Origin of the sequence: Azospirillum oleiclasticum (assembly GCF_013423485.1) — a bacterium.
Taxonomy (GTDB): Bacteria; Pseudomonadota; Alphaproteobacteria; order Azospirillales; family Azospirillaceae; genus Azospirillum; species Azospirillum oleiclasticum.
This window is the reverse complement of record NZ_JABFFR010000052.1, coordinates 1-23,907: the sequence shown is the minus strand read 5'-3', so window position 1 is coordinate 23,907 and position 23,907 is coordinate 1. Positions and strand designations below refer to the sequence as shown.

21 protein-coding genes and 1 pseudogene are annotated in these 23,907 nt (G+C 69.0%); 8 read left to right on the top strand and 14 right to left on the bottom strand.

Translation table 11 applies throughout. The annotated features are described in order from the left end of the window. Positions 1-6 precede the first annotated feature (6 nt). The 4 genes from HL658_RS33430 to HL658_RS33415 are packed head-to-tail and all read right to left on the bottom strand — an operon-like array spanning position 7 to position 3,366. Entirely contained in the window at positions 7-885 is an 879-nt protein-coding gene (locus HL658_RS33430) for an amidohydrolase family protein (RefSeq protein WP_180286628.1), read from the bottom strand. Between the two features lie 24 nt (positions 886-909). Then, entirely contained in the window at positions 910-1,968 is a 1,059-nt protein-coding gene (locus HL658_RS33425; RefSeq protein ID WP_180286627.1) for a 4-oxalomesaconate tautomerase, read from the bottom strand. Continuing rightward, positions 1,961-2,632, bottom strand: coding sequence for a 4-carboxy-4-hydroxy-2-oxoadipate aldolase/oxaloacetate decarboxylase (locus HL658_RS33420; protein WP_180286626.1), 672 nt, complete (start codon positions 2,630-2,632; stop codon positions 1,961-1,963). The genes HL658_RS33425 and HL658_RS33420 overlap by 8 nt, the downstream gene beginning before the upstream one ends. After that, positions 2,632-3,366, bottom strand: a complete 735-nt coding sequence (locus HL658_RS33415; protein ID WP_180286625.1) for a PIG-L deacetylase family protein — start codon at positions 3,364-3,366, stop codon at positions 2,632-2,634. The genes HL658_RS33420 and HL658_RS33415 overlap by 1 nt, the downstream gene beginning before the upstream one ends. Before the next feature lie 174 nt (positions 3,367-3,540). Here HL658_RS33415 and HL658_RS33410 point away from each other — a divergent pair, with 174 nt between their 5' ends. Beyond that, a complete protein-coding gene (locus tag HL658_RS33410) occupies positions 3,541-4,764 on the top strand; it encodes a LysR family transcriptional regulator (RefSeq protein WP_180286624.1) in 1,224 nt (407 codons plus the stop codon). Between the two features lie 184 nt (positions 4,765-4,948). After that, positions 4,949-5,896: a Gfo/Idh/MocA family oxidoreductase gene (locus HL658_RS33405; RefSeq protein WP_180286623.1), complete on the top strand. Its 948-nt coding sequence runs from the start codon at positions 4,949-4,951 to the stop codon at positions 5,894-5,896. A 107-nt stretch (positions 5,897-6,003) separates the two neighbouring features. Here the strand turns inward: HL658_RS33405 and HL658_RS33400 are convergent, their stop codons facing one another. The 6 genes from HL658_RS33400 to HL658_RS33375 form a co-directional block, all read right to left on the bottom strand. After that, the gene (locus HL658_RS33400) at positions 6,004-6,978 is read right to left on the bottom strand and encodes a ParB/RepB/Spo0J family partition protein (protein ID WP_180286622.1); all 975 of its coding nucleotides are present in this window, start codon (positions 6,976-6,978) and stop codon (positions 6,004-6,006) included. Beyond that, entirely contained in the window at positions 6,968-7,921 is a 954-nt protein-coding gene (locus HL658_RS33395) for an AAA family ATPase (protein WP_180286621.1), read from the bottom strand. The genes HL658_RS33400 and HL658_RS33395 overlap by 11 nt, the downstream gene beginning before the upstream one ends. Before the next feature lie 276 nt (positions 7,922-8,197). Continuing rightward, positions 8,198-9,145 carry a PDR/VanB family oxidoreductase gene (locus HL658_RS33390; protein WP_180286620.1) on the bottom strand — a complete coding sequence of 316 codons (948 nt, stop codon included), beginning with the start codon at positions 9,143-9,145 and terminating at the stop codon, positions 8,198-8,200. Between the two features lie 4 nt (positions 9,146-9,149). Beyond that, entirely contained in the window at positions 9,150-9,722 is a 573-nt protein-coding gene (locus HL658_RS33385; protein ID WP_180286619.1) for an MOSC domain-containing protein, read from the bottom strand. A 4-nt stretch (positions 9,723-9,726) separates the two neighbouring features. Next, entirely contained in the window at positions 9,727-10,113 is a 387-nt protein-coding gene (locus tag HL658_RS33380) for a RidA family protein (RefSeq protein WP_180286618.1), read from the bottom strand. 89 nt (positions 10,114-10,202) lie between these two features. Continuing rightward, complete coding sequence (locus HL658_RS33375; protein WP_343055412.1) at positions 10,203-11,477, bottom strand: MFS transporter; 1,275 nt, start codon at positions 11,475-11,477, stop codon at positions 10,203-10,205. Between the two features lie 321 nt (positions 11,478-11,798). On the opposite strand from HL658_RS33375, the gene HL658_RS33370 reads away from it, so the two are divergent. Together HL658_RS33370 and HL658_RS33365 are read left to right on the top strand one after the other, a co-directional pair. Continuing rightward, the gene (locus tag HL658_RS33370) at positions 11,799-12,380 is read left to right on the top strand and encodes a helix-turn-helix domain-containing protein (RefSeq protein ID WP_211109916.1); all 582 of its coding nucleotides are present in this window, start codon (positions 11,799-11,801) and stop codon (positions 12,378-12,380) included. Between the two features lie 127 nt (positions 12,381-12,507). Next, positions 12,508-12,627: pseudogene (locus HL658_RS33365) on the top strand (integrase core domain-containing protein); the annotation flags it as partial. Between the two features lie 119 nt (positions 12,628-12,746). Here HL658_RS33365 and HL658_RS33360 read toward each other — a convergent pair. Together HL658_RS33360 and HL658_RS33355 are read right to left on the bottom strand one after the other, a co-directional pair. After that, on the bottom strand, positions 12,747-13,586 hold the full coding sequence (locus HL658_RS33360) for a replication protein RepA (RefSeq protein ID WP_343055411.1): 840 nt from the start codon (positions 13,584-13,586) through the stop codon (positions 12,747-12,749). A gap of 421 nt (positions 13,587-14,007) precedes the next feature. Continuing rightward, positions 14,008-14,289, bottom strand: a complete 282-nt coding sequence (locus HL658_RS33355) for a hypothetical protein (RefSeq protein WP_180286614.1) — start codon at positions 14,287-14,289, stop codon at positions 14,008-14,010. Between the two features lie 166 nt (positions 14,290-14,455). Between HL658_RS33355 and HL658_RS33350 the strand changes: the two genes are divergently transcribed. The 3 genes from HL658_RS33350 to HL658_RS33340 all read left to right on the top strand — a co-directional run bounded on the left by HL658_RS33350 (position 14,456) and on the right by HL658_RS33340 (position 16,771). After that, positions 14,456-14,767, top strand: coding sequence for a helix-turn-helix domain-containing protein (locus HL658_RS33350; protein WP_180286613.1), 312 nt, complete (start codon positions 14,456-14,458; stop codon positions 14,765-14,767). Next, positions 14,764-16,020, top strand: coding sequence for a type II toxin-antitoxin system HipA family toxin (locus tag HL658_RS33345; protein ID WP_180286612.1), 1,257 nt, complete (start codon positions 14,764-14,766; stop codon positions 16,018-16,020). The genes HL658_RS33350 and HL658_RS33345 overlap by 4 nt, the downstream gene beginning before the upstream one ends. Positions 16,021-16,426: 406 nt before the next feature. Further along, positions 16,427-16,771 carry an SLOG cluster 4 domain-containing protein gene (locus tag HL658_RS33340; protein WP_180286611.1) on the top strand — a complete coding sequence of 115 codons (345 nt, stop codon included), beginning with the start codon at positions 16,427-16,429 and terminating at the stop codon, positions 16,769-16,771. Between the two features lie 83 nt (positions 16,772-16,854). Here HL658_RS33340 and HL658_RS33335 read toward each other — a convergent pair whose 3' ends face one another. Together HL658_RS33335 and HL658_RS37505 are read right to left on the bottom strand one after the other, a co-directional pair. Next, positions 16,855-20,874, bottom strand: a complete 4,020-nt coding sequence (locus HL658_RS33335; protein WP_180286610.1) for a cadherin-like domain-containing protein — start codon at positions 20,872-20,874, stop codon at positions 16,855-16,857. Next, on the bottom strand, positions 20,786-23,458 hold the full coding sequence (locus tag HL658_RS37505) for a beta strand repeat-containing protein (RefSeq protein WP_180286609.1): 2,673 nt from the start codon (positions 23,456-23,458) through the stop codon (positions 20,786-20,788). Before HL658_RS37505 ends, HL658_RS33335 begins: the two co-directional genes overlap by 89 nt. Positions 23,459-23,609: 151 nt before the next feature. On the opposite strand from HL658_RS37505, the gene HL658_RS33325 reads away from it, so the two are divergent. Continuing rightward, positions 23,610-23,907: hypothetical protein (locus HL658_RS33325; RefSeq protein ID WP_211109915.1), on the top strand; the 298-nt coding region annotated here is incomplete at its 3' end.

The following is a 23,907-nucleotide window of genomic DNA, read 5'->3' as shown; positions in this document are numbered from 1 at the left end:
GTTGGATCACGCGGACCAGTAGAGACGCATCGGGTTGTCCACCAGCAGCGCCTTCTGTTTGGCGGCGTCGGTGGCGATGCGCGGGATGACGTCCACCAGGGCGCCGTCATCGGGCATGTGCGATGTCATGTTGGGGTGCGGCCAGTCGGTTCCCCACAGGACCCGGTCGGTGAAGCGGTCGACCAGGGTCCGGGCGAAGGGGACGACGTCGGCGTAGCCGGTCGCCGGGCCTTCGAGGCTCAGCCGCTCGGGGCAGCTGACCTTGCTCCACAGGGTCGGCAGCTCCTCCATCAGCGCGACGAAGCGCTGGAAGCCGGGGTGCTCCGCCCCCCTGGCGATGTCCGGACGGCCCATATGGTCGACCACCACGACGGTCGGCAGTTGCTTCAGGAAGGGGATCAGCCCCTCCAGGTCCGGCGCCTCGAAATAGACGACGATGTGCCAGCCGAACGTCGCGATCCGCTCGGCGATGCCGAGGAAGACCTCCCTCGGCGTGGCGTCCACCAGCCGCTTGACGAAGTTGAAGCGCACGCCGCGCACGCCCGCCTCGTGCAGGTCGCGCAGCGCGTCCGTCGTGATGTCCGGCCCCACCGAGGCGACGCCGCGCGCCAGCCCGTCCGACGCCCTCAGGGCATCGACCAGCGCCCGGTTGTCCGTGCCGTGGCAGGTCGCCTGGACGATGACGTTGCGCGCGAAGCCCAGATGGTCGCGCAGCGCGAACAGCGTCTCCTTCGGCGCGTCGCAGGGGGTGTATTTGCGCGCCGGGGCGTAGGGGAAGCGGTCGCCCGGCCCGAACACATGGCAGTGGGCATCCACCGCGCCCGGCGGCGGCGTGTAGGCCGGCTTGCGGGGGGCGGGGTGGTAGGGCAGATAGTCGGCGTCCATGGGTACAGTCCCCCAGGTAAGAGCTCAGTCGGCGTAGACGACGCCGTCGAACAGCTTGCGCGCGGTGCGCAGCAACGCGGCGCGGGCGACGTTCCCCGCCCCGTCCAGCTCCAGCACCACGGTCGTCTCGCCCGTCGGGTGCTCGATGCTCAGCGTCTTCGTCGGCCCTTGCGGCACCGTGGCGAGTGCGGCGGCGGGGGAGCCCGCCAGCGCGCAGGCCGTCGCCACGCTGACCGCGCCCAGCACGCCGATGGAGGCGTGGCAGCGGTGCGGGATGAAGGTCCGGGTGGCGATCGCCCCGCCGTTGGCCGGCGCGCTGACCAGCGTCATCTTGGGCACCGACTTGTCCCGGACGTCGCCGAGATTCATCCGCGGCCCGGCCTGCAGGCGGATGGATTCCAGCCGCTCCTTCAAGGCCGCGTCGGCGTCGAGATCGGCGCGGCTCTCGTCGCCGCGCACCCCGAGATCACGGGCCCGCAGCACCACCACCGGCATGCCGTTGTCGATGCAGGTCACCGGCACGCCGTCGAACTCGTCCACCACGTTGCCGGTGGGCAGCAGCGCGCCGCAGCTCGACCCCGCGGTGTCGCGGAACTCCACCGGCAGCGGGGCCGCGGTGCCCGGCACCCCGTCGATGCGCGCGTCGCCGCGGTAGGCGACCACGCCGCCCGGCGTCCGCACCCGGACGGCGGCGGTCTGGCCGGTGTTCTCCATGAAGATGGTCACCGGCGTCTCGCCGTCGCGCGCGGCCACGAGGCCCCGCTCGATCGCGAAAGGCCCGACGCCGGCCAGGATGTTGCCGCAGTTCTGCGCGTCGGTGACGACGGCCCGGTCCACGAACACCTGGAGGAACAGGTAGTCCACATCGACGCCCGGCCGCTCCGACCGGCGCACCACCGCCACCTTGGAGGTCAGCGGATCGGCGCCGCCCAGCCCGTCGATCTGCCGGGGGTCGGGCGAGCCCATGACCCGCAGCAGGAGGGCGTCGCGCGCGGCGGTGTCGGCGGGCAGATCGTCGGCCAGGAAGTACCCGCCCTTGGAGGTGCCGCCGCGCATCCACATGCAGCGCACGCCGCTAGACATACCTCAGCCCCTTGGCCGCGAGCGTGCCGCGCATGTCGTAGATGTCGAGGCCGAGTTCGCCGGCCGCCAGACGCGCCCGCTTCTCCTCCTCCTTCGCCAGCCGGTCCCGCGCCTTCACCAGCACCCCGGCGGCCTCCTCGCGGCGGACCACGCAGACGCCGTCGTCATCGGCGACGATCACGTCGCCGGGGTTGACCAGTTCACCGGCGCAGACGACGGGAACGTTGACCGAGCCCAGCGTCTCCTTGACCGTGCCCTGCGCGCAGACCGCCTTGGACCACACCGGGAAGCCCATCCCGGTCAGCGTCGCGATGTCGCGCACGCCGGCGTCGATCACCAGCCCGACGCCGCCCCGCGCCTTCGCCGAGGTCGCCAGCAGGTCGCCGAAATAGCCGGCGTCCGACGGCGAGGTGGTGGCCAGAACCAGGATATCGCCCGGCTTCACCTGCTCGATGGCGACGTGGAGCATCCAATTGTCGGCCGGGGGGGCCAGGATGGTCACCGCCGGCGCCGCGAGCTGGGCCCCGGCGTAGATCGGCCGCATGTAGGAGGCCAGCAGACCCTTGCGGCCCTGCGCCTCGTGCACGGTGGCGACCCCGCATTCGGCCAGACCGGCGGTCACCGCCGGGTCGGGGCGCTCGATGTCGCGGATGACGACGTTCATCACAGCTCGTCCACGGTGCGCGGATAGACCGACTGGAAACCCTCGGCGTAGCGCGCGTTGCGGCCGCCGGCCTGGCCGCCGGAGTTGCGGCGGAAATGGTTGCCGCGGTTCTGCGCCAGGTTGGTGTAATAATCCCAGAGATGTTCCTGCCCGGCCATGCATTCGATGGCGGCGCGCTTGTTGTCCCACACCTCGGTGATGTCCAGGAAGACGTCCGGCTTCCAGCCCATCTGTTCGGTCTGGTGCGGCTCGTACAGGTAGAGCTGCGGCGCGCCGAGAACCTTCTGGCCGGGGTTGTGGCCCCAGGCCTGGGCGATCATCCGGCATTCCATCAGCAGCCGGGTCGCGTGGGAATGGTCGGTGTTGTACGGGTCGTAGTGCGAGTGGCTCATCAGGAAGGCGGGCTGCACCTTGCGGATCACGTCCACCAGGCGGAACTTGGCCTCGCGGTCGATCTCCAGCGGGTAGTCGCCGAGATCGAAGAACTGGATGTCGTGGACGTTCAGCGCCCTGGCGGCGGCCTCGGCCTCCTTGCGGCGCTCCGTCTTCACGCGCTCCAGCGTGCAGCCCTCCTGCTTCCACAGCTTGGCGGACTCGCCGCGCTCCCCATAGGACAGGCAGACGACGGTGACGGCGTAGCCCTTCTTCTGATGCAGGGCGATGGCGCCGCCGGCGCGCCAGACGAAGTCCGCCGAATGGGCGCTGAGAACGAACGCCGTCTTGTTCTGTGCCATGGATGTCCGCTCCCCGGATGGGTCCTTGAGGTGGGCGTCGCTTCGGTGGGCGATCGAATTCCGATGCCGGCATCATCCGCCCGGGGGGCGGGATTTCCAATTTCGAACTCCCTTCCGCCCTATTGTGTTTTGCTATAGCCTGTTTCCAAGCGATGCTGCGGAGCACAATGGTCCATGAAACGGATGCCCAACATCCGGCACCTGCGCGCCTTCTGCGAGGTGGCGCGGCGCGGCAGCATCAGCCAGGCGGCCGAGCATGTTCACCTGTCCCAGCCCGCCATCACCCAGGCCATCGCCAAGCTGGAGGAGGAGGTCGGCGTCTCCCTCTTCGACCGCCGCCCCGACGGGATGGCCGTCTCCGCGGCGGGGGCGCTGTTCCTCGACCGGGCGGAACGGGCGCTGGAGCGGCTGCGCACCGGCACGCGGGAGGCGATCCGCATCGGCGGGCGCAAGGGTGCGCGCGGCCTGGCCGACTTCGACCAGCTGCTGACCGTGGCCCAGATCCGCGCGCTGACGGCGGTGGCCGACGCCGGAAACTTCAGCCTGGCGGCGCGCACCGTCGGCATCTCGCAACCGACCATCCACCGCGCCGCCCGCGACCTGGAGCGGCTGTCCGGCCTGTCGCTGTTCGTCCGCACCGTCGCCGGCATCGCCCTGACGCCGCCCGCCAAAGCCTTGGTGCAGCATGTGAAGCTGGCCGTGGCGGAGATGGAGCAGGGCTTCGCCGAGGTGGGCGAGGGGCCGGGCGGCGACAGCGCCCGGATCGTGGTGGGCAGCATGCCCCTGTCCCGGCCCTACATCCTGCCGACCGCCGTCAACGCCCTGGTGCGGGAACGGCCCGACGTGCACATCGACGTGATCGACGGCCCCTACGACGACCTTCTCCACGGGCTGCGGCACGGCGAGATCGACGTTTTGATCGGCGCGCTGCGCGACCCGCTGCCGATCGACGACGTGGTGCAGGAGCCGCTGTTCGAGGACCCGCTGGCGGTCGTCGCCCGCGCCTTCCACCCGCTGTCGCGCAAGGCGGCGCTGACACCGGACGATCTGGCCGGCTGCCAGTGGGTGGTGCCGCGCCGGGGCACGCCGACCCGCGACCGTTTCGAGACGCTGTTCGCCAGCCGCCGGCCGCGCGGGCTGGTCGAGACCAGCTCGCAGATCCTGGTGCGCGGCCTGCTGCTGGGCAGCGACCGGCTGACCCTGATCTCCGCCCACCAGATCCGGCACGAGCACGAGCTGGGGCTGCTGGTCATCCTGCCCGTCGATCTGGGCGGGACGGAGCGCCCGATCGGCCTCACCGTGCGGCGGGGCTGGCACCCGACGGCCACCCAGGAACGCTTCCTCGCCCTGCTGCGGGAGGCCGGGCGGCAGGCGGCCTCGCCGGTGCCCCGCGTGTGAGCGGCGGTCGCCGGCCACGCCGCCCGCTATTCAGAAAACGAATTGCCCGGGCCGGCATCCAATTTCCGCAGGGCGCCGTCGGCTGCTATCCCTGCCCCCGGCGCCGGGGGACCGCGAGGGACGGCCGGCGCGGGACGGCCGCCGTCATGGCGCGTCCGGACAGGAACCGCAAGGAGTGGACGCGATGAGGATCTGTGTGGCGGGCGCGGCCGGCGCCTTCGGCGTGAAGCACCTGGAGGCGGTGGCGGCGATCGACGGGATCGAGGTCGTCTCCGTGGTCGGCGGCGGGCCCGACGACATCGAGGGTCTCGCCAAGGCGCGCGGCATCCCGCACTGGACCAAGGACCTGGGCGAGAGCCTGGAGCGCGCGGACGTGGAGGCGGTGATCCTCGCCACGCCGACGCCGCTGCACGCCGCGCAGGCCATCCAGTGCCTGGAACACGGCAAGCACGTGCTGGTCGAGATCCCGATGGCCGACAACCTCGCCGACGCCGAACGGCTGGTCGCGGTGCAGAAGGCCACCGGGCTGGTCGCCATGGCCGGCCACACCCGGCGCTTCAACCCCAGCCACCAGTGGATCCGCAACCGCATCCGGGCCGGCGAGCTGACCATCCAGCAGATGGACGTGCAGACCTATTTCTTCCGCCGCTCCAACATGAACGCGCTGGGCAAGCCGCGCAGCTGGACCGACCATCTGCTGTGGCACCACGCCTGCCACACCGTGGATCTGTTCCAGTACCAGACCGGCGAGGTCGCCTCGCGGTTCCACGCCCTGCAGGGCCCGATTCACCCGGAGCTCGGCATCGCCATGGACATGAGCATCGGCATGAAGGTGCCGTCCGGTGCCATCTGCACGCTGTCGCTGTCCTTCAACAACGACGGGCCGCTGGGCACCTTCTTCCGCTACATCTGCGACAACGGCACCTACATCGCGCGCTACGACGACCTGTACGACGGCAAGGACAACCGGATCGACCTCAGCGGCCTGACCGTGTCCAGCAACGGGATCGAGCTGATCGACCGCGAGTTCTTCTCCGCCATCCGCGACCGGCGGGAGCCCAACGCCAGCGTCGCCCAGTGCCTGCCCGCCATGCGCACGCTCGACCGCCTGGAGAAGAGCCTGGAGGGCTGATACCGGCAAGCCAATGACTTGGCTTGCCCTATTGCGTTCAAACGCCACGCAGGCTTTCCGCGCCCATGTGGGCGCGCCGCCGCGGTCGCGGCGGCCGGCGCGCGCGGTCAGCCCGCCCCGTCCTCGCCCTCCTCGCCCAGAATCCGGCCGATAGCCGCGGCGCAGGCGGACAGCCGCCGGCGCAGCTCGCGCAGGCGCTCCTCGTCCTTGCCGTCGAGCGCCGCCTGATCCGCCGCGACCGCCGCGAGGCCGGTCTCCAGCCCCTTCTGCAGCTTCGGCAGCGCGGCGATGAAGCGGGTCCGGGCCGAGCGGGGGATGGCCGCGGCGGCCGTGGCCCCGCCCTCCGTCGCGGCTCCGCCGGTCCTGCGGGCGGAGCGGGCGTCGCGCGCCGTCAGGGCGCCGGCCTTCGCCCGCTCCCAGGCGGCGAGCTGCTGCGGCGTGTCCATCCGGGCGATCTCCAGCAGCAGCGCCTTGGGCAGGCCGGTGTGTGACGTCACACAGGCCTTGCGGATGGACGGGTGCAGGCGCAGCAGCGTGAGGGTGGTGTTCACCTCGGTGCGCGAGCGGCCGAGCAGGGCGCCGGCCTGCTCCTGGGCGTAGCCATGGCGCTCGACCAGCCGCTGGATGCCCTCCGCCTCCTCGACCGGCGCCAGGTTCACGCGCTGGAGATTCTCGATGAGCGCGATGCGCTCGGCGTCGGCGTCCCGGTCGAGGATGTGCGCCGCGATGGTCCCGAGGCCGGCGACGCCGGCGGCGCGCCAGCGCCGCTCGCCGGCGACCAGCAGGTAGCGCCGCGGCTCGTCGGGGTGCGGCTTGACCAGGATGGGGGAGAGCTGCCCGACCGCCTGCAGGGAGGCCGCGAGCTGTTGCAGCTCCTCCTCGTCGAAGTGGCGCCGCGGCTGGCCCGGGTTCGGCACCACGTCGGTCAGGCGCAGGGACACCGTGTCGCGCAGAGCGCCGCCGCCGAACAGCAGGTTCCCCCCGCTCTCCCCTCCCCTGGCCTGTCCCCCGGCCGACCCCTTGCCCAGCCCCCTGGCCAGGGCCTCGGCCCCGCCGGCCTTGCGCCAGTTCCTAGTCGCCATCGATGATCTCCCGGGCCATGCTGCGGTAGGCGCTGATGGAATGGCTCTTCGGCAGCGCCCGGATCGGCAGCTCGCCGGCGTAGGTCGCCTGGTCCACCTCGGTGGAGCGGGGGATCGGCTCGAAGATCCGCGCCCGGCCCTCCAGCAGGCCGCGCAGGTCGTTCAGCACCTGCTGCTCCACCGCGTAGCTGCGGTTGAACATGGTCGGCAGGATGCCCAGGATGCCCAGGCCCGGATTCTGGCGCCGCCGGATCTTGGCCACCGTGTCGAGGATCAGCGGGATGCCGCGCACGTCGTAGCGGCTGGCCTTGGTCGGGATCAGCACCTGGTCGGCGGCGACCAGCGCGGTCACGGTGATCAGCGCCAGTTCCGGCGGGCAGTCGATGAGCACGAAATCGTAATCGTGCTGCACCTCCTCCAGCCGCTCCCGCAGCGCATAGCGGCCGTCGTCGGGGTCGAGCAGGATCTTGATCTGGGCTTCGGCCAGGGCGATGCTGCAGGGCAGGATGTCGAAGCCGTCGCGCCGCACGATGGCGTCGCGGATGGCGGTCTCGCCGAACAGCACGTCCTCCAGCCCGCGCCGCTCGTCCTGCAAGGCCATCGGGTCGAGCCCGGCGCCCTCGGTGGCGGTCGCCTGCTGGTCGGCGTCCACCACCAGCACCCGCCGGCCGAGTTCCCCCAGGGCGTAGGCGAGGTTGAGCGTGGTGGTGGTCTTGCCGACGCCGCCCTTCTGGTTGGCGACGGCGATGACCCGCGCCGGGCGGTGGCTGAGCCCGGCGACGAATTCCGCCACCTTGGCCGGGATGCGTTCGGCCCCCGACTCCCACCGGCTGATGGTCGCGTTGTCGTATTTGCGGCCGAGCCGGGCGTTGAGCCACTGCGCGAACCCGGTCTGGTTCTCGCCGCGGCGTTCACGGAAGCTGCGGAGTTCGTCGGGGGTCATGGAGTCCCGTGGAGCAGGGGAAAGCGCTTTGAGGGTTGTCTCAAGCCCCCGGAACTGTCAAGCCGGCGCGGCACGGGGTGGTGTGTGACGTCACACAGCGGCCCCGGCCGGGCGCCGAACCCGGCGCCCGCTCCGAAGCCTTGATCCCGCGGCTCCGCCACTCCCGGCCACCATCCTGTCGCGACGACCTTGCGACAGGGGAATTCGTGCGTGGCGGCCCAAGACGGGCATGGGGACTTGCGGACGACCCTCCGGAACCCCGGTGAATGATCCGGGCTAAAGATCCAGCGTCACCGAGACGCGGGCGCGGGACACGCAGGGCGCCAGCCGGTCCTGACGGTCCCGCACCGGGATGAAGGCATCGCGATGGATGACGATGCCGTCGCGGTAGCCGCACACGCAGGACCCGCAGACGCCGGTCTCGCAGGACGACGGCATGGCGATCCCGCGCTCGCGCAGCACCGCCAGCAGCGAGCGGTCGGCCGGCACGTGCAGGACCTCCCCGGTCGACGCCAGCCGCGCCTCGAACGGTTCGGGCTTGAAGGACAGGTCGGGGGTCGGCCGGAACACTTCGACGTGAACCCGGTCGTCCGCCCACCCGGCGCCCGCCGCATGGGCCCGGACCGTGTCCAGCAATCCCTGCGGCCCGCAGGCGTAGAGGTGGGTTCCCGGCTCGGACCGGCCGAGCACCGCCGGGTCGAAGCGGCGCCCCTCCGCGGACAGCCAGGGCACCAGCCGCCCGCCGCACAGCGCGCGCAGCTCGCCGAGCAGCGGGGCCTCCAGCTCCGACCGGGCGCAACAGTGCAGGGTGAAATCCGCCCCCGACGCCGCGAGATGACGCGCCATCGCCAGGAACGGCGTGACGCCGATCCCGCCGGCCACCATGACATGGCGGGTAGCGTTCTCGGCCAGCGGGAAATTGTTGCGCGGCGCCGAGACATGGACGATGTCGCCGGCGCGCAGGTTCCCGTGGATCCAGGCCGATCCGCCGCGACCGTCGTCCTCCCGCTTGACGGCGATGTCGTAGCGGCCGCGCTCGGCCGGATCGCCGCACAGCGAGTACTGGCGGATCCGTCCGTCGGGCAGGCGCAGGTCGACATGAGCCCCCGGCGTCCAGGCCGGAAGCTCCGGCCGCGACGGGTGGACAAGCGACAGGTGCAGCACCCGCGGGGTGACGCGGCGGGCGGTGTCCACGCGCAGCTTCATGATCATGCGTGCGGTCATGGCATCACTCTGCCAGCTCGATGACGTCCCCGGGGCGGATCACGCCGCCGCGCTCGATGCCGCAGTTCAGGCCCGACCGGTTGTAGAGCGGCAGATAGACCGGCATGCCGAGCAGCTCCTCCAGGTATTTGCACGGGAAGTTCAGCCGCCCGCCGCGCAGGATCACCTCGCCGATGCGGAAGCGCCGGCCGACCAGGTGGTTGAGCGGCACCCCGCGGACCGTCAGGTTGCGGCGATGGTCGCCGGGCCGGAGCCGGAGCACGCCGTCCTGCAATGGCGGATCGTTGCGCATCAGCGCGTCGAGCGCCTCCTGCTCGATCAGCGTCACCTCGCGCACGTCCGGCTTCTTGGAGTAGGTGCCGCTGCCGGCGTGGTAGCGGTCGCCCACGATGCCGCGCCCGGCCACGCAGAGCCCCTCCGCCAGTTCCTCCATTTCGTAGCTGGCCGACGGCGCGATGTGGATGTGCAGCAGCACGCCGCGCCAGCCGATGGCGCCACCCGGCACCGCGGTGGCCGCCTTGCCGGCGGGATGGGCGAAGGCCTCGACCATGGCCGGGGCGTCGTTGGTATCGGTCATGGCTTCAGTCCTGCTTGACGAACGCGATGGCTTCGATCTCGACCCGGGCGTCGCGCGGCAGCCGCGCCACCTCGACGGTGGAGCGCGCGGGCGGCTGGCCGGCGAAGACGCCGCCGTAGACCGCGTTCATCGACGCGAACTCGTCCATGTCCTTCAGGAACACCGTCGTCTTCACCACGGTATCCAGTCCGGCGCCGGCCGCCTCAAGCACGGCCTTCAGGTTGGCGATCGACTGCCGGGTCTGCGCCTCGACGCCCTCCGGCATCGCGCCGGTCTCCGGGGCGATCGGCAACTGGCCGGACGCGAACACCAGGTCGCCAAGGCGGATGCCCTGGGAATAGGGGCCGACGGCGGGTGCCGCCCGATCCGTCGCCACGATGGTCTTCCGCATGATGCCCTCCTTCATCCTCGTCCCTTATAATGGAAAACTATCTCTTATAGAGGATGACCGTCGCCGCTGCGGCGACGGTCTGCCCTGCGTCAGTCGATGTCCTTGCCCGCGGTCTCGGGAGTGACCAGGGTGGTCGCCAGCGTCACGCAGGCCAGCGTGATCAGGTAGACCGAGATCGGCCAGGTGGCGCCGGCGCTCCAGCCCAGCAGGGCGGTGGCGATCAGCGGGGTGAAGCCGCCGCTGATCGCCGCCCCGACCTGGAACCCCAGCGAGGCGCCGCTGTAGCGCAGCCGCGCGTTGAACAGCTCGGGCATCCAGGCGGCGCTGATGCCGAACATGATGCCCTGGCCGAAGCTGACCGCGATGGCGACCGTCATCGAGATGATGAACGGGTCGCGGGTGTCGAGCAGCCAGAACAGGGGGAAGGCGAAGCCGATCGAGAACAGGCAGGCGGCGATGTACAGGGCCTTGCGGCCGAAGCGGTCGGACAGCACGCCGAACAGCGGCAGCGTGAACAGCTCGATGAAGGCGGCGATCAGGATGCCGTTCAGGATCACGCTGCGGCCAAGGCCGAGCTGCCCGGTGACGTAGGAGATCGAGAACACCGTGACGATGCTGACATAGGCGATCTCCGACAGCTTCAGCCCGACCGCCTTGAGGAAGGTCTTCGGGTGCCTGGTCAGGATCTCCGCCACCGGCAGCCGGGCCACCGCCGCTTGCCGCTTCACCTTCTCGAACGCCGGCGTCTCGTGCAGGCGCAGACGGACGAACAGGCCGATCACCACCAGGATGGCGCTCGCCAGGAACGGCAGGCGCCAGCCCCAGGCCAGGAAGTCCGCCTCCGGCAGCGACGATGCCAGGGCGAAGGCGCCGACCGAGCTGATGACGCCCAACGGGTAGCCGAGTTGCACGATGGTGCCGAAGAAGCCTCGCCGCCTGGCGGGCACGCTCTCCACCACCATCAGCACCGCGCCGCCCCACTCGCCGCCGATGCCGATGCCCTGCACCAGCCGCAGCAGCACCAGAAGGATGGGGGCCCAGATGCCGATCTGGCCGTAGGTCGGCAGGCAGCCGATCAGGAAGGTGCCGAGCCCCATGATGATCATGGTCAGCGCGAGCATCGCCTTGCGGCCCAGCTTGTCGCCGTAGTGCCCGAAGATCAGGCCGCCCAGCGGCCGGGCGAGGAACCCGACGGCGTAGGAGCCGAACGCCGCGATGGTGCCGACCAGCGGATCGGCGGTGGGAAAGAACAGCTTCCCGAACACCAGCGCGCTGGCGGTGCCGTAGATGAGAAAGTCGTACCATTCGACGGTCGAGCCGATCAGGCTCGACCAGATGATCTGCTTCCGGTCCGAGGATGACACCTCGTGGCGCTCCGGGACTGCGTCCGCGTTCCATGTTGCCGCTTCATTCGTCATCGCCCCGCCCTCCACTACAGTGGACAAAATTATCACCATAGTGGACGCAAGCTGCGTGCCAGAGGCGCGCGGCAGCGCCGGGCAGTGGCTGCGTCGTCGGCGAAGCTGTTGAAAATCCCTGGACATGCGTCCACAAGGGTGAACGGTCCCGGTGGGCTGGCGGAGCGTTGATCCGCCAACGCCGCAAAGCCGCGGATTGGAAACTGCGCCGCATTCGCATGCACATGCACGCGGATGCGGCATAGGATGGACCCGAAGACCGACCCGATGAGCAGCCCCCTTCAGGACGACGCCAAGGCCCACATCGCGGAGGAGATCCGCCGCTTGCGGCGCGAGCAAAGCCTGTCGCTGCAGGACCTCTCCGCAAGATCCGGCGTCAGCCGTTCCATGATCTCCAAGGTGGAGCGCGCCGAGGCGGTGCCGTCGGCGGCGGTGCTGTCCCGCCTGGCCGAGGCGCTGGGGGTGACCTTCTCCCGGCTGGTGGCGGCGACCAGCGAGCGCGAGATGATCGTGATCCCGGCGAGCCGCCAGCCGGTGCTGCGCGACGAGGCGTCGGGCTTCCTGCGCCGCTGCATCTCGCCGGTGCTGCCCGGCCGCGGCATCGACTGGGTGCTGAACACGCTGCCGCCGGGTGCGGCGACGGGGGAGTTCACGGCCCACCGCCCGGGGGTGTCCGAGTACATCTTCGTGCTGAAGGGACGTCTGCGCGCGGTGATCGGCAGTCAGACCGCCGTGCTGGAGATGGGCGATAGCCTGTACTTCGAGGCCGACGCGGCGCACTCGTTCACCAACACCGGCACCGAGCCTTGCGAGTACTTCCTGGTGATCGACCCGTCACGGCTGCGCTAGCCATTGGGCTGTCTGGTGGCGGAACGTTGTTGGGACATCGGCCGGTATGGGCCATGGTGTGAGTGGCGTCGGGCACCGGCGCCGAACAACCAGCGTGGTTCGTTCCATCGTCGCCGTCAGGCGGTGGGCCGCCCTGGCCGCTTGGAAGGAGGACGACAACGCCGACCGCCCGCATTCGGCGCTCGGCGGCAGGACGCCGGACGAGGCCCACGAGGGCATCCCGGACGGCATCGACTTGGCGGCGTGATGGAGACCTGAACCAGGCTTATACCAGCCGCCAAACTGTCCGGGAGACGGGGACCGGCTCACAGGTCAGGCGGTTTGGACTTTGGCGATGTCCGCCGGAGGTTTGGACTCTACCGATGATCATTGGCCGGCGATGCGGCCGATGTCCCGTTCCGGGATCGGCGGCCGCGACGGGTGGAGAAGCACCCCTTCATCCTGCACGTCGACCAGCGCGTCGGGGTAGACGGCCAGGGCCAGATCCAGCGCTTGGCGGAACCCTGGCTTGAACTGGAAAAGGTGCTTGTAGCCGGCGCCGAACTGCGCGTGCAGCGCGGCCCAGGTGATCGGCGTTGCCTTCGTCAGCACGTGCAGGCGGTACGCCAGCCAGATGTAGACGTCGAGCGCCATGCTCTTCCCGCTGATTGCCTTGATCGCGGCCTCGTGGACCGGCACCGGGTGCCGCTTCAGCTCGCGGAAGAAGGTTTGCGACAGCTCCACCTGGTCGTCCCACAGGTTGCCCTGATCGGGATTGCCGGCGGCCGACAGGTGGATGCCGCCGGTGACGATGCTGTCTTTCCGCCACGCGTCGGCGCCGCGATCGTCCTGCCAGAAGAAGGTGAGGTGGCAGGCGCTGATGCAGGACGCCTGATGGCGCACGTCGGCGTAGGTTTTCCCCCCGACCGGGATGTCCATGCGGGCCAGCCAGTCGTTCATGGACCGCCCCAGCTCGACCACCGGGCTGTCCTGGCGGATCGCCTGTGTCTGAAGGTAGAGCAGGATCAGGCGCGCCCGGCTGCCGTAGGGCACGCCGAACCGTGTCAGCTTGCCGCGTACGGGCAGTTCCCCCGGCTCGACCAGCAGGGACACGCGGGCGCCCTCGCGCACCCACTTCTCACCGTCGGCCAGCTTCCGGTGTGGAAGTGCCGTCAGGCAGAATCCGGAATAGGTGACAGCCAGACCTGTGCTGGTGTCTTCCAGCATTCGGGCGGCTACATCGACAACGGCAGCGCGATCAGGACCGACCAGCCGTCGCGCTTCATCGCGGCCATGGGTGCGGACGAGGTGGTGCACGCTGGACATTGACCATTCCCCACTATTCGGCGAATAGCCTAGCCTCGACAGCTTGGGTTGTCCATTTGGACTCTACCGATGAGGACTATTTGAAAGCTATTTGTTTCCTACTACTTGCTCTATCGGTAAAGTCCAGGGGATAACCCCGATTCGCATCGGTACAGTCCAAGAATCTCATCGGTACAGTCCAAACCGCCGCTGTGGATAACGGCGGCTGGTGCGCCCTGCCCGATCGCCCGGTCCTGCGAATCGGGTGGTTCATCGGTAAAGTCCAAAGTCCAACGCACGGCTCTGTGGCGTTGCAACGTTATGATGTTAAACCGTTGCGGTGCTATGCGGTTGCTCGGAAGGTGAACAGGTTCAGTCCCATCCGTTCGAGGATCCGCAGCGCGAAGGTCTTGCACGCGGCGTTGATCCGCTGGTTCGGCCCTTCCTCGCTGACCAGGGTGATCAGGCCGTTGATTTCTGGCAGCGGCGACAACGGACGCTGGCTGTAGACGCCCATGCGGCTCTGAAGCGCGCGTTCCGCGGCTGCCCGTGGCCATGTCGATGTGGGCCAGCGGTTGGGCAGGCCATAGGCGTCGGTGAGCCGGTCAAGGTCGGCGCTGGCCACCCCTGGGGATGCTGGCCACAATGGCACACGGCCGACACAGCGGCACTCCAGGACGTGCGGTTGGCACACTCCGCCGAAGACAGGTTTGAGCGGAGTCTGTCTTGTTTCCAACAGAAGGTTGGATCATAATCCAACTTATAGCGGAGTTCTTGGGATAAGTTGTACCATGATGCCACTCAGCCTCATGGCCCCTGGGGATGTGGCGCGGACCGTGGCCGCGCGCGCCCGTGCCCGCCGGGTCGCCCTTGGCCTCACCCAGCAGGATGTCGCCGACCGCAGCGGGGTCAACATCTGGACGCTGCGGCGGTTCGAGGCCAGCGGCAAACTGGCGTTCGATGCGCTGATCCGCGTCGCCGTCGTGCTCGACGCGGTCGAGGGGTTCGGCTCGCTGTTCCCGGAACCGGAGTTCCGCAGCCTCGACGAAGTGATCGACCGGCCGAAGCGCCAGCGGGGCAAGCGCCGGACGGTGGTCCCATGAGGCACGTCGGCGTTCTGGGGGTCTCGCTGCGTTGGGGAGAGGGCGACGAGGAACCCGTCGGCCGCCTCGCCACCCGCGACGGAAAAACCTATGTCGAATTCGACGATGCCTTTCTCGCCTCGGGGCGGGTCCTGTCCTGGTTTCTGCGGACCCCGCGCCAAGGCGTTCTGCAAGGGCCGGACGCGCCGTTCTCCGGCCTCCACGGCGTGTTCGACGACAGCCTGCCCGACGGATGGGGGCGGTTGCTGATTCATCGCCGGGCCGCTGCCGGCAAGATCGATCCCCTGTCGCTCACCCCCCTCGACATGCTGGCCTGCATGGGGGAGTGGGCGATGGGGGCCCTGGTCTACCGGCCGGAGACCGAGGCGCCCGTGGACACCGGCGCCATCGATCTCGACCGGATCGCCGCACAGAGCCGTCAGGTGCTCAAGGGGGCGCCGGAGGCGCTCTTCCCCACCTTGCTGCGGGTGGGCGGCTCGCCCGGCGGGGCGCGGCCGAAGGCGGTTGTTTGCCGCGACGATCAGAGCGGCGACCTGATCCATGGCGCCCTGGTGGCGCCGGAGGGCTGGTCGCATTGGCTGGTGAAGTTCCGCGGCAAGGAGGACCCGGCGGACATCGGTCCGATCGAGCAGGCGTATGCCCGGATGGCGCGTGCCGCTGGCGTGACCCTGCCGCCCACCCGTCTCCTGCCCAGCGGAACCCCGAAGACGCCCGCCTACTTCGGAGCGCAGCGGTTCGACCGTGTCGGTCCGGCCGGCCGGCTGCACCTCCACTCCGCCTGCGGGCACCTCCACGCCGACTTCCGACAGCCGAGCCTGGACTACAAGACGCTGATGACCCTCACCTTCCATCTCACCAAGGATCACCGGCAGGTGGTCGAGATGTTCCGGCGCGCCGCTTTCAACGTGTTCGCTCAGAACCGGGATGACCATGGTCGCCAGTTCGCCTATCTGATGGACCGGACGGGCGGCTGGTCCTTGGCTCCCGCCTACGACCTGACCTATGCGGACGGACCCGGAGGCGAGCATTCCACCGCCATCATGGGCGAAGGGCGAACTCCCGGCGAGCGGCATCTGCGGGCGATGGCGGCGGAGTTCTCCATTCCGCCGGCCGACGCCATCGGCATCATCGACCAGGTGCGCGGCGCGGTGGACCGCTGGCGCGACTTCGCCGAGGACAGCGGGGTGGGACGGACATCACGCGCCCGGATCGGCGCTGTGATCGCGCCGCGGCGGACCGGCAGGAAGCCCTGACCAAAGGTGCCGGGAGGGGTATGTCCAGCTGTCCCGCCCATCCCCCAAAGCGCCCCGGGAGGGGGCGGGCACGCTGGCCGACCGTATGCGGCTTTGGTGGGGCCCGGTCAGGCGGCAACCGGCGGCTGCTCGGCCGGGACCCGAGCACGGTCGTCTTCGCGGTCCTCCAGCGCGTCTCGCCGGACCTGCACCGCGACGAAATCGCTGCGTTGAAGACGTCGTGGGCGCTGCGGCTCGGCACCAGGGCGCCCGACGGCTTGAACGACAATTGAGGGAGCGTTGCGGGGCAGGTCCGGCATAGCAACACCCGGCTTGACCGTGGCCGGCGGCCCGGCCACCCTGCCGTCCACACCATGTCCGGGCTGCGCACAAGGCAGGGCGGTCCCCCCACCCGCCGATGGCACGCTTGGCACAGTCGTGGCGCGATCACGGTACACTCGGCGCACAGGTCCACGGCGTCATCCTGTGCGGCGTCTACTACACCCGCATCGGGTCCCGGGAGACGCCGCCCGCGGTCCTGGAGGTGATGGCGGCGGTCGGTGAGCGGTTGGCGCAGCTGGGCTGGGTGCTGCGCAGCGGTGGCGCTGTCGGCGCCGACCAGGCCTTCGGGCGCGGCTGTGATCGCGCCGGCGGGCGCAAGGAAATCTTCCTGCCATGGCCGGGGCTCGATGGCCACCCATCGCCCCTGTGCACGGTCAGCGCGGCGATGCTGGACCTCGCCGAACGCCATCACCGCCTCCCGAAGTCATGACCAATGAATTTTCGAATGGAAGATACCCGCGAGAGACCGGGCGGGGTTCCCTCCAAAGCCGCCGCCCGATCGATTCCGGATCGTCAGGACACGACGAAGATGTTCGTGTTGGACAAGGTCGAGACGTTCAGGGAGGCGAGCCCCACCGCCGCCCCGGCCCCGGTGCCGTCCGCGTCGTAGGACAACACCTTGGTGGTGGTGTCGAAGATGAAGCGGGTGTCGGCATCCGCAGCCGCGTTGAGCGCGAAGCGGCTCGCGTCCAACGGCCCGGCGGCGAAACCGCCGAAGTTGGCCGACACCACCTCGATGACGTCCATGCCGCTCTGGAAGTCGGTGATGGTGTCGAGGCCGACATCGGGGGTTTCGAAGTGGAACACGTCCGCCCCGAGACCACCGGTCAACGTGTCCGTACCTGAAGAGCCGAACAGCACGTCGGAGCCGTCGGTCCCCAGGTAGGTGCCCTCCATCGTTCCATCGGGGCTGAACACCTTGGTGATGAAGACCGTGTCGGTGGCCGTGGGCTCCTGCCAATAGGCGACGAAACCGCCATCCGCCCGCGCGGAGATGGAGGGATGGCTGCGCGTGATCCCCGGCGTCGTATGGCTGCCGTCGCTGACCTGGAATTCGTCCGCCAACGCCGCTCCGTCACCATCGAAGCGGCGCCCCTTGATGACCTCGACGTCGGTGGAGGGATCGATGGAACTCCACAGAACCATAATCGAACCGTCGGTCAACTGGGTGACCGCCGGATGCTTCTGGTCCCCGGTGGTCGTCTGATTGATCTGGATTTCGCCGGTACGGGCCAGACCGTCGGCGCCGATCACCCGCCCGTAGACTCCGGTACCGTCACCATCGTGACCGCTACCGTCGGACCACGTCACGATATATCCGCCATCGCTCAGCGCCGCGAGGGAACCGACGCTTTGATCCCCCGCCGTGGTGACGTTGATCCGGGTTTCACCTCCGACCGCGCCGCCGTCGGCGTCGTAGCGCTGAACGTATATGCCGGAGCCCGACCCGTCCTGGCCGTTGACCGAATCCCACTGCACCACGAAACCGCCGTCGGTCAGCGAAATCACCTTCACGTCACCTTGAGAGCCAGCGGAGGTGGTGTTGACCCGTGCCTCCCCTCCCACCTTGGTTCCGTCGGCGTCGTAGCGCTGACGGTAGACCCCCCAGGTGCTCGCTTGATCGACACCGAAGGATTGCCACACGGTGATCCAACCACCGTCCGCCAAGCCGACGGTGGACGGGTGGTTCTTGGGCGAGGTGGCGTTGGAACTGACCCGGGTTTCCCCCCCGATCGCGACACCGGCACCGTCGTAGCGTTGTTGGAAGATGTGGCCGGTGTTGTTGTTGTAGGTCCAACTGCCGTCCATGGAACCCCAGCTGATGACGAATCCGCCATCGGCCAGTGCGGCGACGGTGGGGGCGTCCTGGTTGAACGCGCTCGCGGTGTTCACCTTGAAGGCGTCACCCATCGCCGTTCCCGCGGCATCGTAACGGCGCGCGTAGACGTCGGAGGTGTTGTCGTCCGCCGTCCACCAGACCTTGACGTAACCGCCGTCGGCCAGGGTGGTGACCGATCCGTGGTCGAGAACCTGGGCCACGCCGTTCACCCCGGCATCGGCCATCTCGGTACCCGCGGTCAGGGCGCTTGCGGCCGCGACCGTCGCGGCGGAGACCTCCACCCAATCGCTCCACCGCTCACCGTCGTATCCGCGAACCATCACCGTGTCCGTCCCGACACCTTCGCCAGCCCGCCAGACCAGACGGTCCAACTCGTCCGCCGTTACCGTGATGGTGGTCTCCGCCGAAACGGCCGCGCCATCCAGTACGAGATGACCACTTGCGGAAACGGCGGTCTGGTCGGAGAACTCGTACAGCGAAATCTGCTGCAAGGCGCCACCGACCCATTGGTCGCCTTGAAGATGTGACGGATCGAACAGCGTGGTGATGGCGGCCGTTCCGCCGACGATCGTCACCACGTCCCGCGCCAGGATGACCGGCGCCTCGTCGCTCGCCGCGAACACCTTGGTGACGTAGGCGGTGTCTCCGGTGGTGGGGTCCTGCCAATAGGCGACGAATCCGCCATCGGCGCGGGCGGCCACCGACGGATGGCTTCGCGTGATGCCCGGTACCGGATAGCTGTCGTCGCTGACCTGGAACTCGCCACCGATGGCGTCGCCGTCGGCCTCGTAGCGGCGCCCCATGATCACCTGCTCTCCGGTGACATCGTCGAAGGAACGCCACAGGACGACGAAAGAGCCATCCGTCAAGCCGGCAACGGCGGGATGGAGCTGACCGTCGGTGCTCAGCTGGTTGAGCTGGAACTCCCCGGTACGGGCGGAGCCGTTGCTGTTGTAGACCTTGCCGAAGACGCCGTACCCGTTGCCATCCTGACCACCATCACCCGACCAGGTGACCACGAACCCACCATCGCTCAGCGACGCGATGGAGCCGACGCCCTGGTTTCCGGCCGTCGTGACGTTGGCCGGTGTTTCGCTTCCAACCCCGGCGCCATTGGCGTCGTACTGTTGAAAATAGACGCCGGAGCCCGAACCATCCTGCCCGTCGTTCGAATTCCACGCGATCACGAAGCCGCCGGACTCCAACGCGATCGCCTGAGGATTGAGTTGCGACCCCGCCATGGTGGTGTTGGTCCGCTTTTCGTCCCCCACCTTCACCCCATTGGCGGCGTAGCGCTGTCGGTATATGCCCCAGGTGCCGGTCTGATCGACGCCGAACGAGGCCCAGGTGGTGACCCAGCCGCCATCCGCCAATGCGGCGGTGGAGGGATGGTTCTTGGGTGAGGTGGTGTTGGTGCTGACCTGGGTTTCTCCGCCAACCATCGTTCCGTCGGCGGCGTAGCGTTGCTGATAGATCTTCCCAGGATTGAGATCGCCGTTCACCCAGCTGCCGTTCATCGACGCCCAGCTGATCAGGAACCCGCCATCGGCCAGGGCCGCGACGGACGGAACGCTTTGATTGAGCGCCGTGGTGGTGTTGACCCGGAACGCCGCCCCCACGGCGGTGCCATCGACGTCGTAGCGCCGCGCGTAGACGTCCGAGTTGTTCCCGTCCTCGGTCCACCATACCTTCACGTAGCCGCCATCGTTCAGCGTCGCCACGTAACCCTGGTCCAGATGCTGGGCCAAGCCGCTCACCCCGGCGTCCCGTACCTCGTCCTCCGCGACCAACGACGTGAAGGCGGAAGCCGCGCCGTCGACGGCGACCGTGACGTGCGCGGTGTCGGTGCCGCCGTTGCCGTCGGAAATGGTGTAGTCGAAGCCCGCGTCGCCGATGAAACCGGTGGTGGGCGTGAACAGGACGGCGCCGTTGGAATCGAAGGCGATGGTTCCGTCGGTGGCGTTGGACACTCCGGTGATGGACAACGCATCGCTGGTGTCGGGATCGGAATCATTGGCCAGCAGGTGGGCCAACGTGATGAGAGCCGTTCCGCCGGTTCCGCCATCGACAACGTCATCCCCCGCCGTCGGCGCGTCGTTTCTTCCCTCGACGGTGATGGTCACGGTCTGCGCCGTCGAGGCGATGCCGTCGGTGATGTCGTAGGCGAAGGTCAGCACCGCGCTTTCGCCCACCGCCAATCCGGTCAGTTGGTCGGTGTCGAGGCTCAGCACGCCGCCCACCAACGTCACGTCGACACCCATCCCGCCGGTCTGGGTCAGGCCCGTCACCGAAAGCGTGTCCGACAGGTCCGCGTCGCTCGCTCCCTGCAACAGGTTCACCACCAGCGGCGCGGCGTCCTCGTCGGTGCTCGCGCTCAGGGCCGCCGCCACGGTGGGGGCGTCGTTGCGCCCCTCCACCGTCACGCTCAGCGTACGCGTCGTGGCGTCGGTGCCGTCGGTGACGCCGTAGGTGAAGACCAGGGTTTCGCTCTCGCCCAGCGCCAGGGCGTTCAACTGGCCGGGATCGATGGTCAGGACGCCATCCACCAGCGTCGCGGTCACGTTCCAACCGGCGGTCTGGGTCAGGCCGGTCACGGAAACCGCGTCACCGTCGAAGTCCCAGGCTCCCTGGAGTAGGTCGATCGCCAGGGGCGCCGCGTCCTCGTCGGTGGCCTCGGACAGGTTCTCCGACACGATGGGCGCGTTGTTGGTGCCGTCCAGGAAGATCAGCCGGTCGGCGAACTGCACCCGCTCCATCCCGATCAGCGTGTCGGTCCCGTCGGCCCGCCAGATCGGTGAAGGTCCAGGTGCCGCCGTCATCGGTGGCGAGATAATCGGCCACGTTCCCCGACAACACGGCGGTGTCGGTGCCCGAGCCGCCGATCAGCGTGTCGCCGCCGCCCCGACCCTCCAGCGTGTCGTTCCCGGCGCCGCCGTCCAGCAGGTTGGCGCCGCCGTCGCCCCGGAGGACGTCATCGCCCGAACCGCCGGTCAGGTTCTCGATCCCCGACAACACGTCGCCCGCCGCGTCCCCGGCCGTGCCCGCGCCGCTCGCCAGATCGACCACCACCCCGGATGTGGAGGGGGCGTAGCTGGCGGTGTCGGTGCCACCGCCGCCGGTCAGGGTGTCGGCCCCGGCCCCGCCGATCAGCACGTTGTCGCCGCCGTCGCCGGTCAGCGAATCGTCGTACGCCGAGCCGGTCAGATTCTCGATGCTCGTCAGCGTATCCCCGGCCGCGTCGCCGCCCGAAGCGGTGCTCGCGCCCAGATCGACCGCGACCGCCTGGCCGGAGGTGGAATAATCCGCGGTGTCCGAACCGGCCCCGCCGTCCAGCACGTCCGCCCCGGCGCCACCGGCCAGGGTGTCGTCGCCGTCGCCGCCCGACAGGGTGTCGTTCCCGCCCGCCCCGTTCAGCACGTTGTCCAATCCGTTGCCGGTTCCGGCGAAGTCGCCCGTGCCGGTGTAGGTCAGCTTCTCCACGTTGTCCGGCAGCGTGTAGGACGACAGGCCGGTCCGCACCTCGTCCACGCCCTGGCCCGCGTTCTCCGTCACGACGTCGCCCGCGTCATCCACGATGTACGTGTCGTCGCCCGCGCCGCCGATCAGCGTGTCCGCGCCGATGCCGCCGTCCAGGACGTTGCCGCCGCCGTTGCCGGTGATGGTGTTGTCCAGCCCGTTGCCGGAGCCGTCGATGTCGTTCGAACCGGTGAGGATCAGGTTCTCCACGTTCTCCGGCAGCGCGTACGAAACGCCACTCTTCACCGTATCGGTACCCTCGCCCGCGTTCTCGGTCACCACATCGCCCGCGTTGTCGACGATGTACGTGTCGTCGCCGGTTCCGCCGATCAGGGAATCCGCGCCCGATCCGCCGTTCAGCGTGTCGTTCCCGTCCAACCCGAACAGGGTATCGACGCCCGAACCGCCGGTCAGGGAGTTGTCCAGTTCGTTGCCGGTGCCGGTGAAGGGGCTGGAGCCGGTATGGGTCAGGTTCTCGACGTCGTCGCCCAGGGTGTAGCTTCCCAGGCCGGTTCTGACCGTGTCGGTGCCCGCTCCGGGAAGTTCGGAGACCACGTCGCCGACGGCGTCCACGGTGTAGGTGTCGTTACCGGTGCCGCCGATCATCAAATCGGCGCCTGATCCGCCGTTCAGCGTGTCGTTCCCCGCCAGCCCGATCAGCGTGTCCTGGCCGCTTCCGCCGGTCAGGGAGTTGTTCTGGTCGTTGCCGGTGACGGCGAAGTCGCCCGAGCCGGTGAACACCACGTTCTCGACGTTGTCGGGCGCGGTGTACGTGTTCAGCGAGGTGCGTACGGTGTCGGTGCCTTCGCCCGCGTTCTCGATGACCACGTCGCCCGCGTCATCCACGACGTAGGTGTCGTTGCCGGTGCCGCCGATCAGGGAATCCGCGCCCGCGCCGCCGTCCAGCCAGTCGTTGCCGCCCAGGCCGGTCAGGGTGTCGGAACCGGCACCGCCGGTCAGGGTGTTGGCCGAGCCGTTGCCGGTACCCGCGAAATCGGCCGAACCGGTATAGGTCAGCTTCTCCGCGTTATCCGGCAGGGTGTAGGTGGCCAGATCGGTCAGCACCGTGTCGGCGCCTTCGCCCGACTGTTCGGTCACCACGTCGCCCGCGTCGTCCACGACGTAGCTGTCGTTCCCGGCGCCGCCGATCAGCGTGTCGGCACCGGCGCCGCCGTCCAGCGTATCGGCGCCCGAACCGCCGTTCAGCACGTTGCCGAGCCCGTTGCCGGTTCCGGCGAAGTCGCCCGAGCCGGTGTAGGTGAGGTTCTCCAGGTTCGATCCCAGGGTGTACGTTCCCAGATCGGCCAGCACCGTGTCGGTGCCTTCGCTAGCGTTCTCGACCACCAAATCGCCCGCGTCATCGACGACATAGGTGTCGTCGCCCGCGCCGCCGATCAGGGAATCCGCGCCCGTGCCGCCATCCAGCGTGTCGTTCCCCGAAGCGCCGGTAAGGACGTTGTCCAACTCGTTGCCGGTACCGACGAAGTCGCCAGAACCGGTGTAGGTGAGGTTTTCGACGTCCGAACCCAGGGCGTAGGCGGCCAGATCGGTAAGCACCGTATCGGTCCCCTCCCCCGACTGTTCGGTCACCACGTCGCCCGCGTCATCGACGAGATAGGTATCGTCACCGGAACCACCGATCAGCGTGTCGGCACCCGCGCCACCGTCCAGCGTATCGTTCCCGTCCAAGCCATGGACGTCGTCATCGCCGACATCACCCGTCAACACGTCGTTGCCGGAAGTTCCCCATATCGTCGTCATCGTTCGGCGTCCGTATGAAAAAAAGCGCTGGAATATACTATAAACTTTCTTAGATCGCGCAACGAAACCGAGACTTAGGTATTGGGAGGTGTATGGCAGCCCTCCTTGTACCCGCTGGCTTGTGGGCGTTCATCGAACCGCTGATCCCGCCGTGCTGACCGGCATCCTGTTTGTGCTGCGCACCGGCATCCCGATCCAGCCGGCGCTGAACAAGGGGCGCGTGATGCACTACGCCGGCATCGGGTCGCGGGAGACGCCGCCCGCGGTCCTGGAGGTGATGGCGGCGGTCGGTGAGCGCCTGGCGCGGCTGGGCTGGGTTCTGCGCAGCGGCGGTGCCGTCGGCGCCGACCAGGCCTTCGAGCGTGGCTGCGATCGCGCCGGCGGGCGCAAGGAGATCGTCCTGCCATGGCCGGGGTTCGATGGCCACCCATCGCCCCTGTGCACGGTCA

What these genes read in the sequence shown, in the direction of transcription:
- HL658_RS33430 (WP_180286628.1), bottom strand. Translation starts at nt 885, where the DNA reads ATGGACGCCGACTATCTGCCCTACCACCCCGCCCCCCGCAAGCCGGCC.
- HL658_RS33425 (WP_180286627.1), bottom strand. Translation starts at nt 1,968, where the DNA reads ATGTCTAGCGGCGTGCGCTGCATGTGGATGCGCGGCGGCACCTCCAAG.
- HL658_RS33420 (WP_180286626.1), bottom strand. Translation starts at nt 2,632, where the DNA reads ATGAACGTCGTCATCCGCGACATCGAGCGCCCCGACCCGGCGGTGACC.
- HL658_RS33415 (WP_180286625.1), bottom strand. Translation starts at nt 3,366, where the DNA reads ATGGCACAGAACAAGACGGCGTTCGTTCTCAGCGCCCATTCGGCGGAC.
- HL658_RS33410 (WP_180286624.1), top strand. Translation starts at nt 3,541, where the DNA reads ATGAAACGGATGCCCAACATCCGGCACCTGCGCGCCTTCTGCGAGGTG.
- HL658_RS33405 (WP_180286623.1), top strand. Translation starts at nt 4,949, where the DNA reads ATGAGGATCTGTGTGGCGGGCGCGGCCGGCGCCTTCGGCGTGAAGCAC.
- HL658_RS33400 (WP_180286622.1), bottom strand. Translation starts at nt 6,978, where the DNA reads ATGGCGACTAGGAACTGGCGCAAGGCCGGCGGGGCCGAGGCCCTGGCC.
- HL658_RS33395 (WP_180286621.1), bottom strand. Translation starts at nt 7,921, where the DNA reads ATGACCCCCGACGAACTCCGCAGCTTCCGTGAACGCCGCGGCGAGAAC.
- HL658_RS33390 (WP_180286620.1), bottom strand. Translation starts at nt 9,145, where the DNA reads ATGACCGCACGCATGATCATGAAGCTGCGCGTGGACACCGCCCGCCGC.
- HL658_RS33385 (WP_180286619.1), bottom strand. Translation starts at nt 9,722, where the DNA reads ATGACCGATACCAACGACGCCCCGGCCATGGTCGAGGCCTTCGCCCAT.
- HL658_RS33380 (WP_180286618.1), bottom strand. Translation starts at nt 10,113, where the DNA reads ATGCGGAAGACCATCGTGGCGACGGATCGGGCGGCACCCGCCGTCGGC.
- HL658_RS33370 (WP_211109916.1), top strand. Translation starts at nt 11,799, where the DNA reads ATGAGCAGCCCCCTTCAGGACGACGCCAAGGCCCACATCGCGGAGGAG.
- HL658_RS33360 (WP_343055411.1), bottom strand. Translation starts at nt 13,586, where the DNA reads ATGCTGGAAGACACCAGCACAGGTCTGGCTGTCACCTATTCCGGATTC.
- HL658_RS33350 (WP_180286613.1), top strand. Translation starts at nt 14,456, where the DNA reads ATGATGCCACTCAGCCTCATGGCCCCTGGGGATGTGGCGCGGACCGTG.
- HL658_RS33345 (WP_180286612.1), top strand. Translation starts at nt 14,764, where the DNA reads ATGAGGCACGTCGGCGTTCTGGGGGTCTCGCTGCGTTGGGGAGAGGGC.
- HL658_RS37505 (WP_180286609.1), bottom strand. Translation starts at nt 23,458, where the DNA reads ATGACGACGATATGGGGAACTTCCGGCAACGACGTGTTGACGGGTGAT.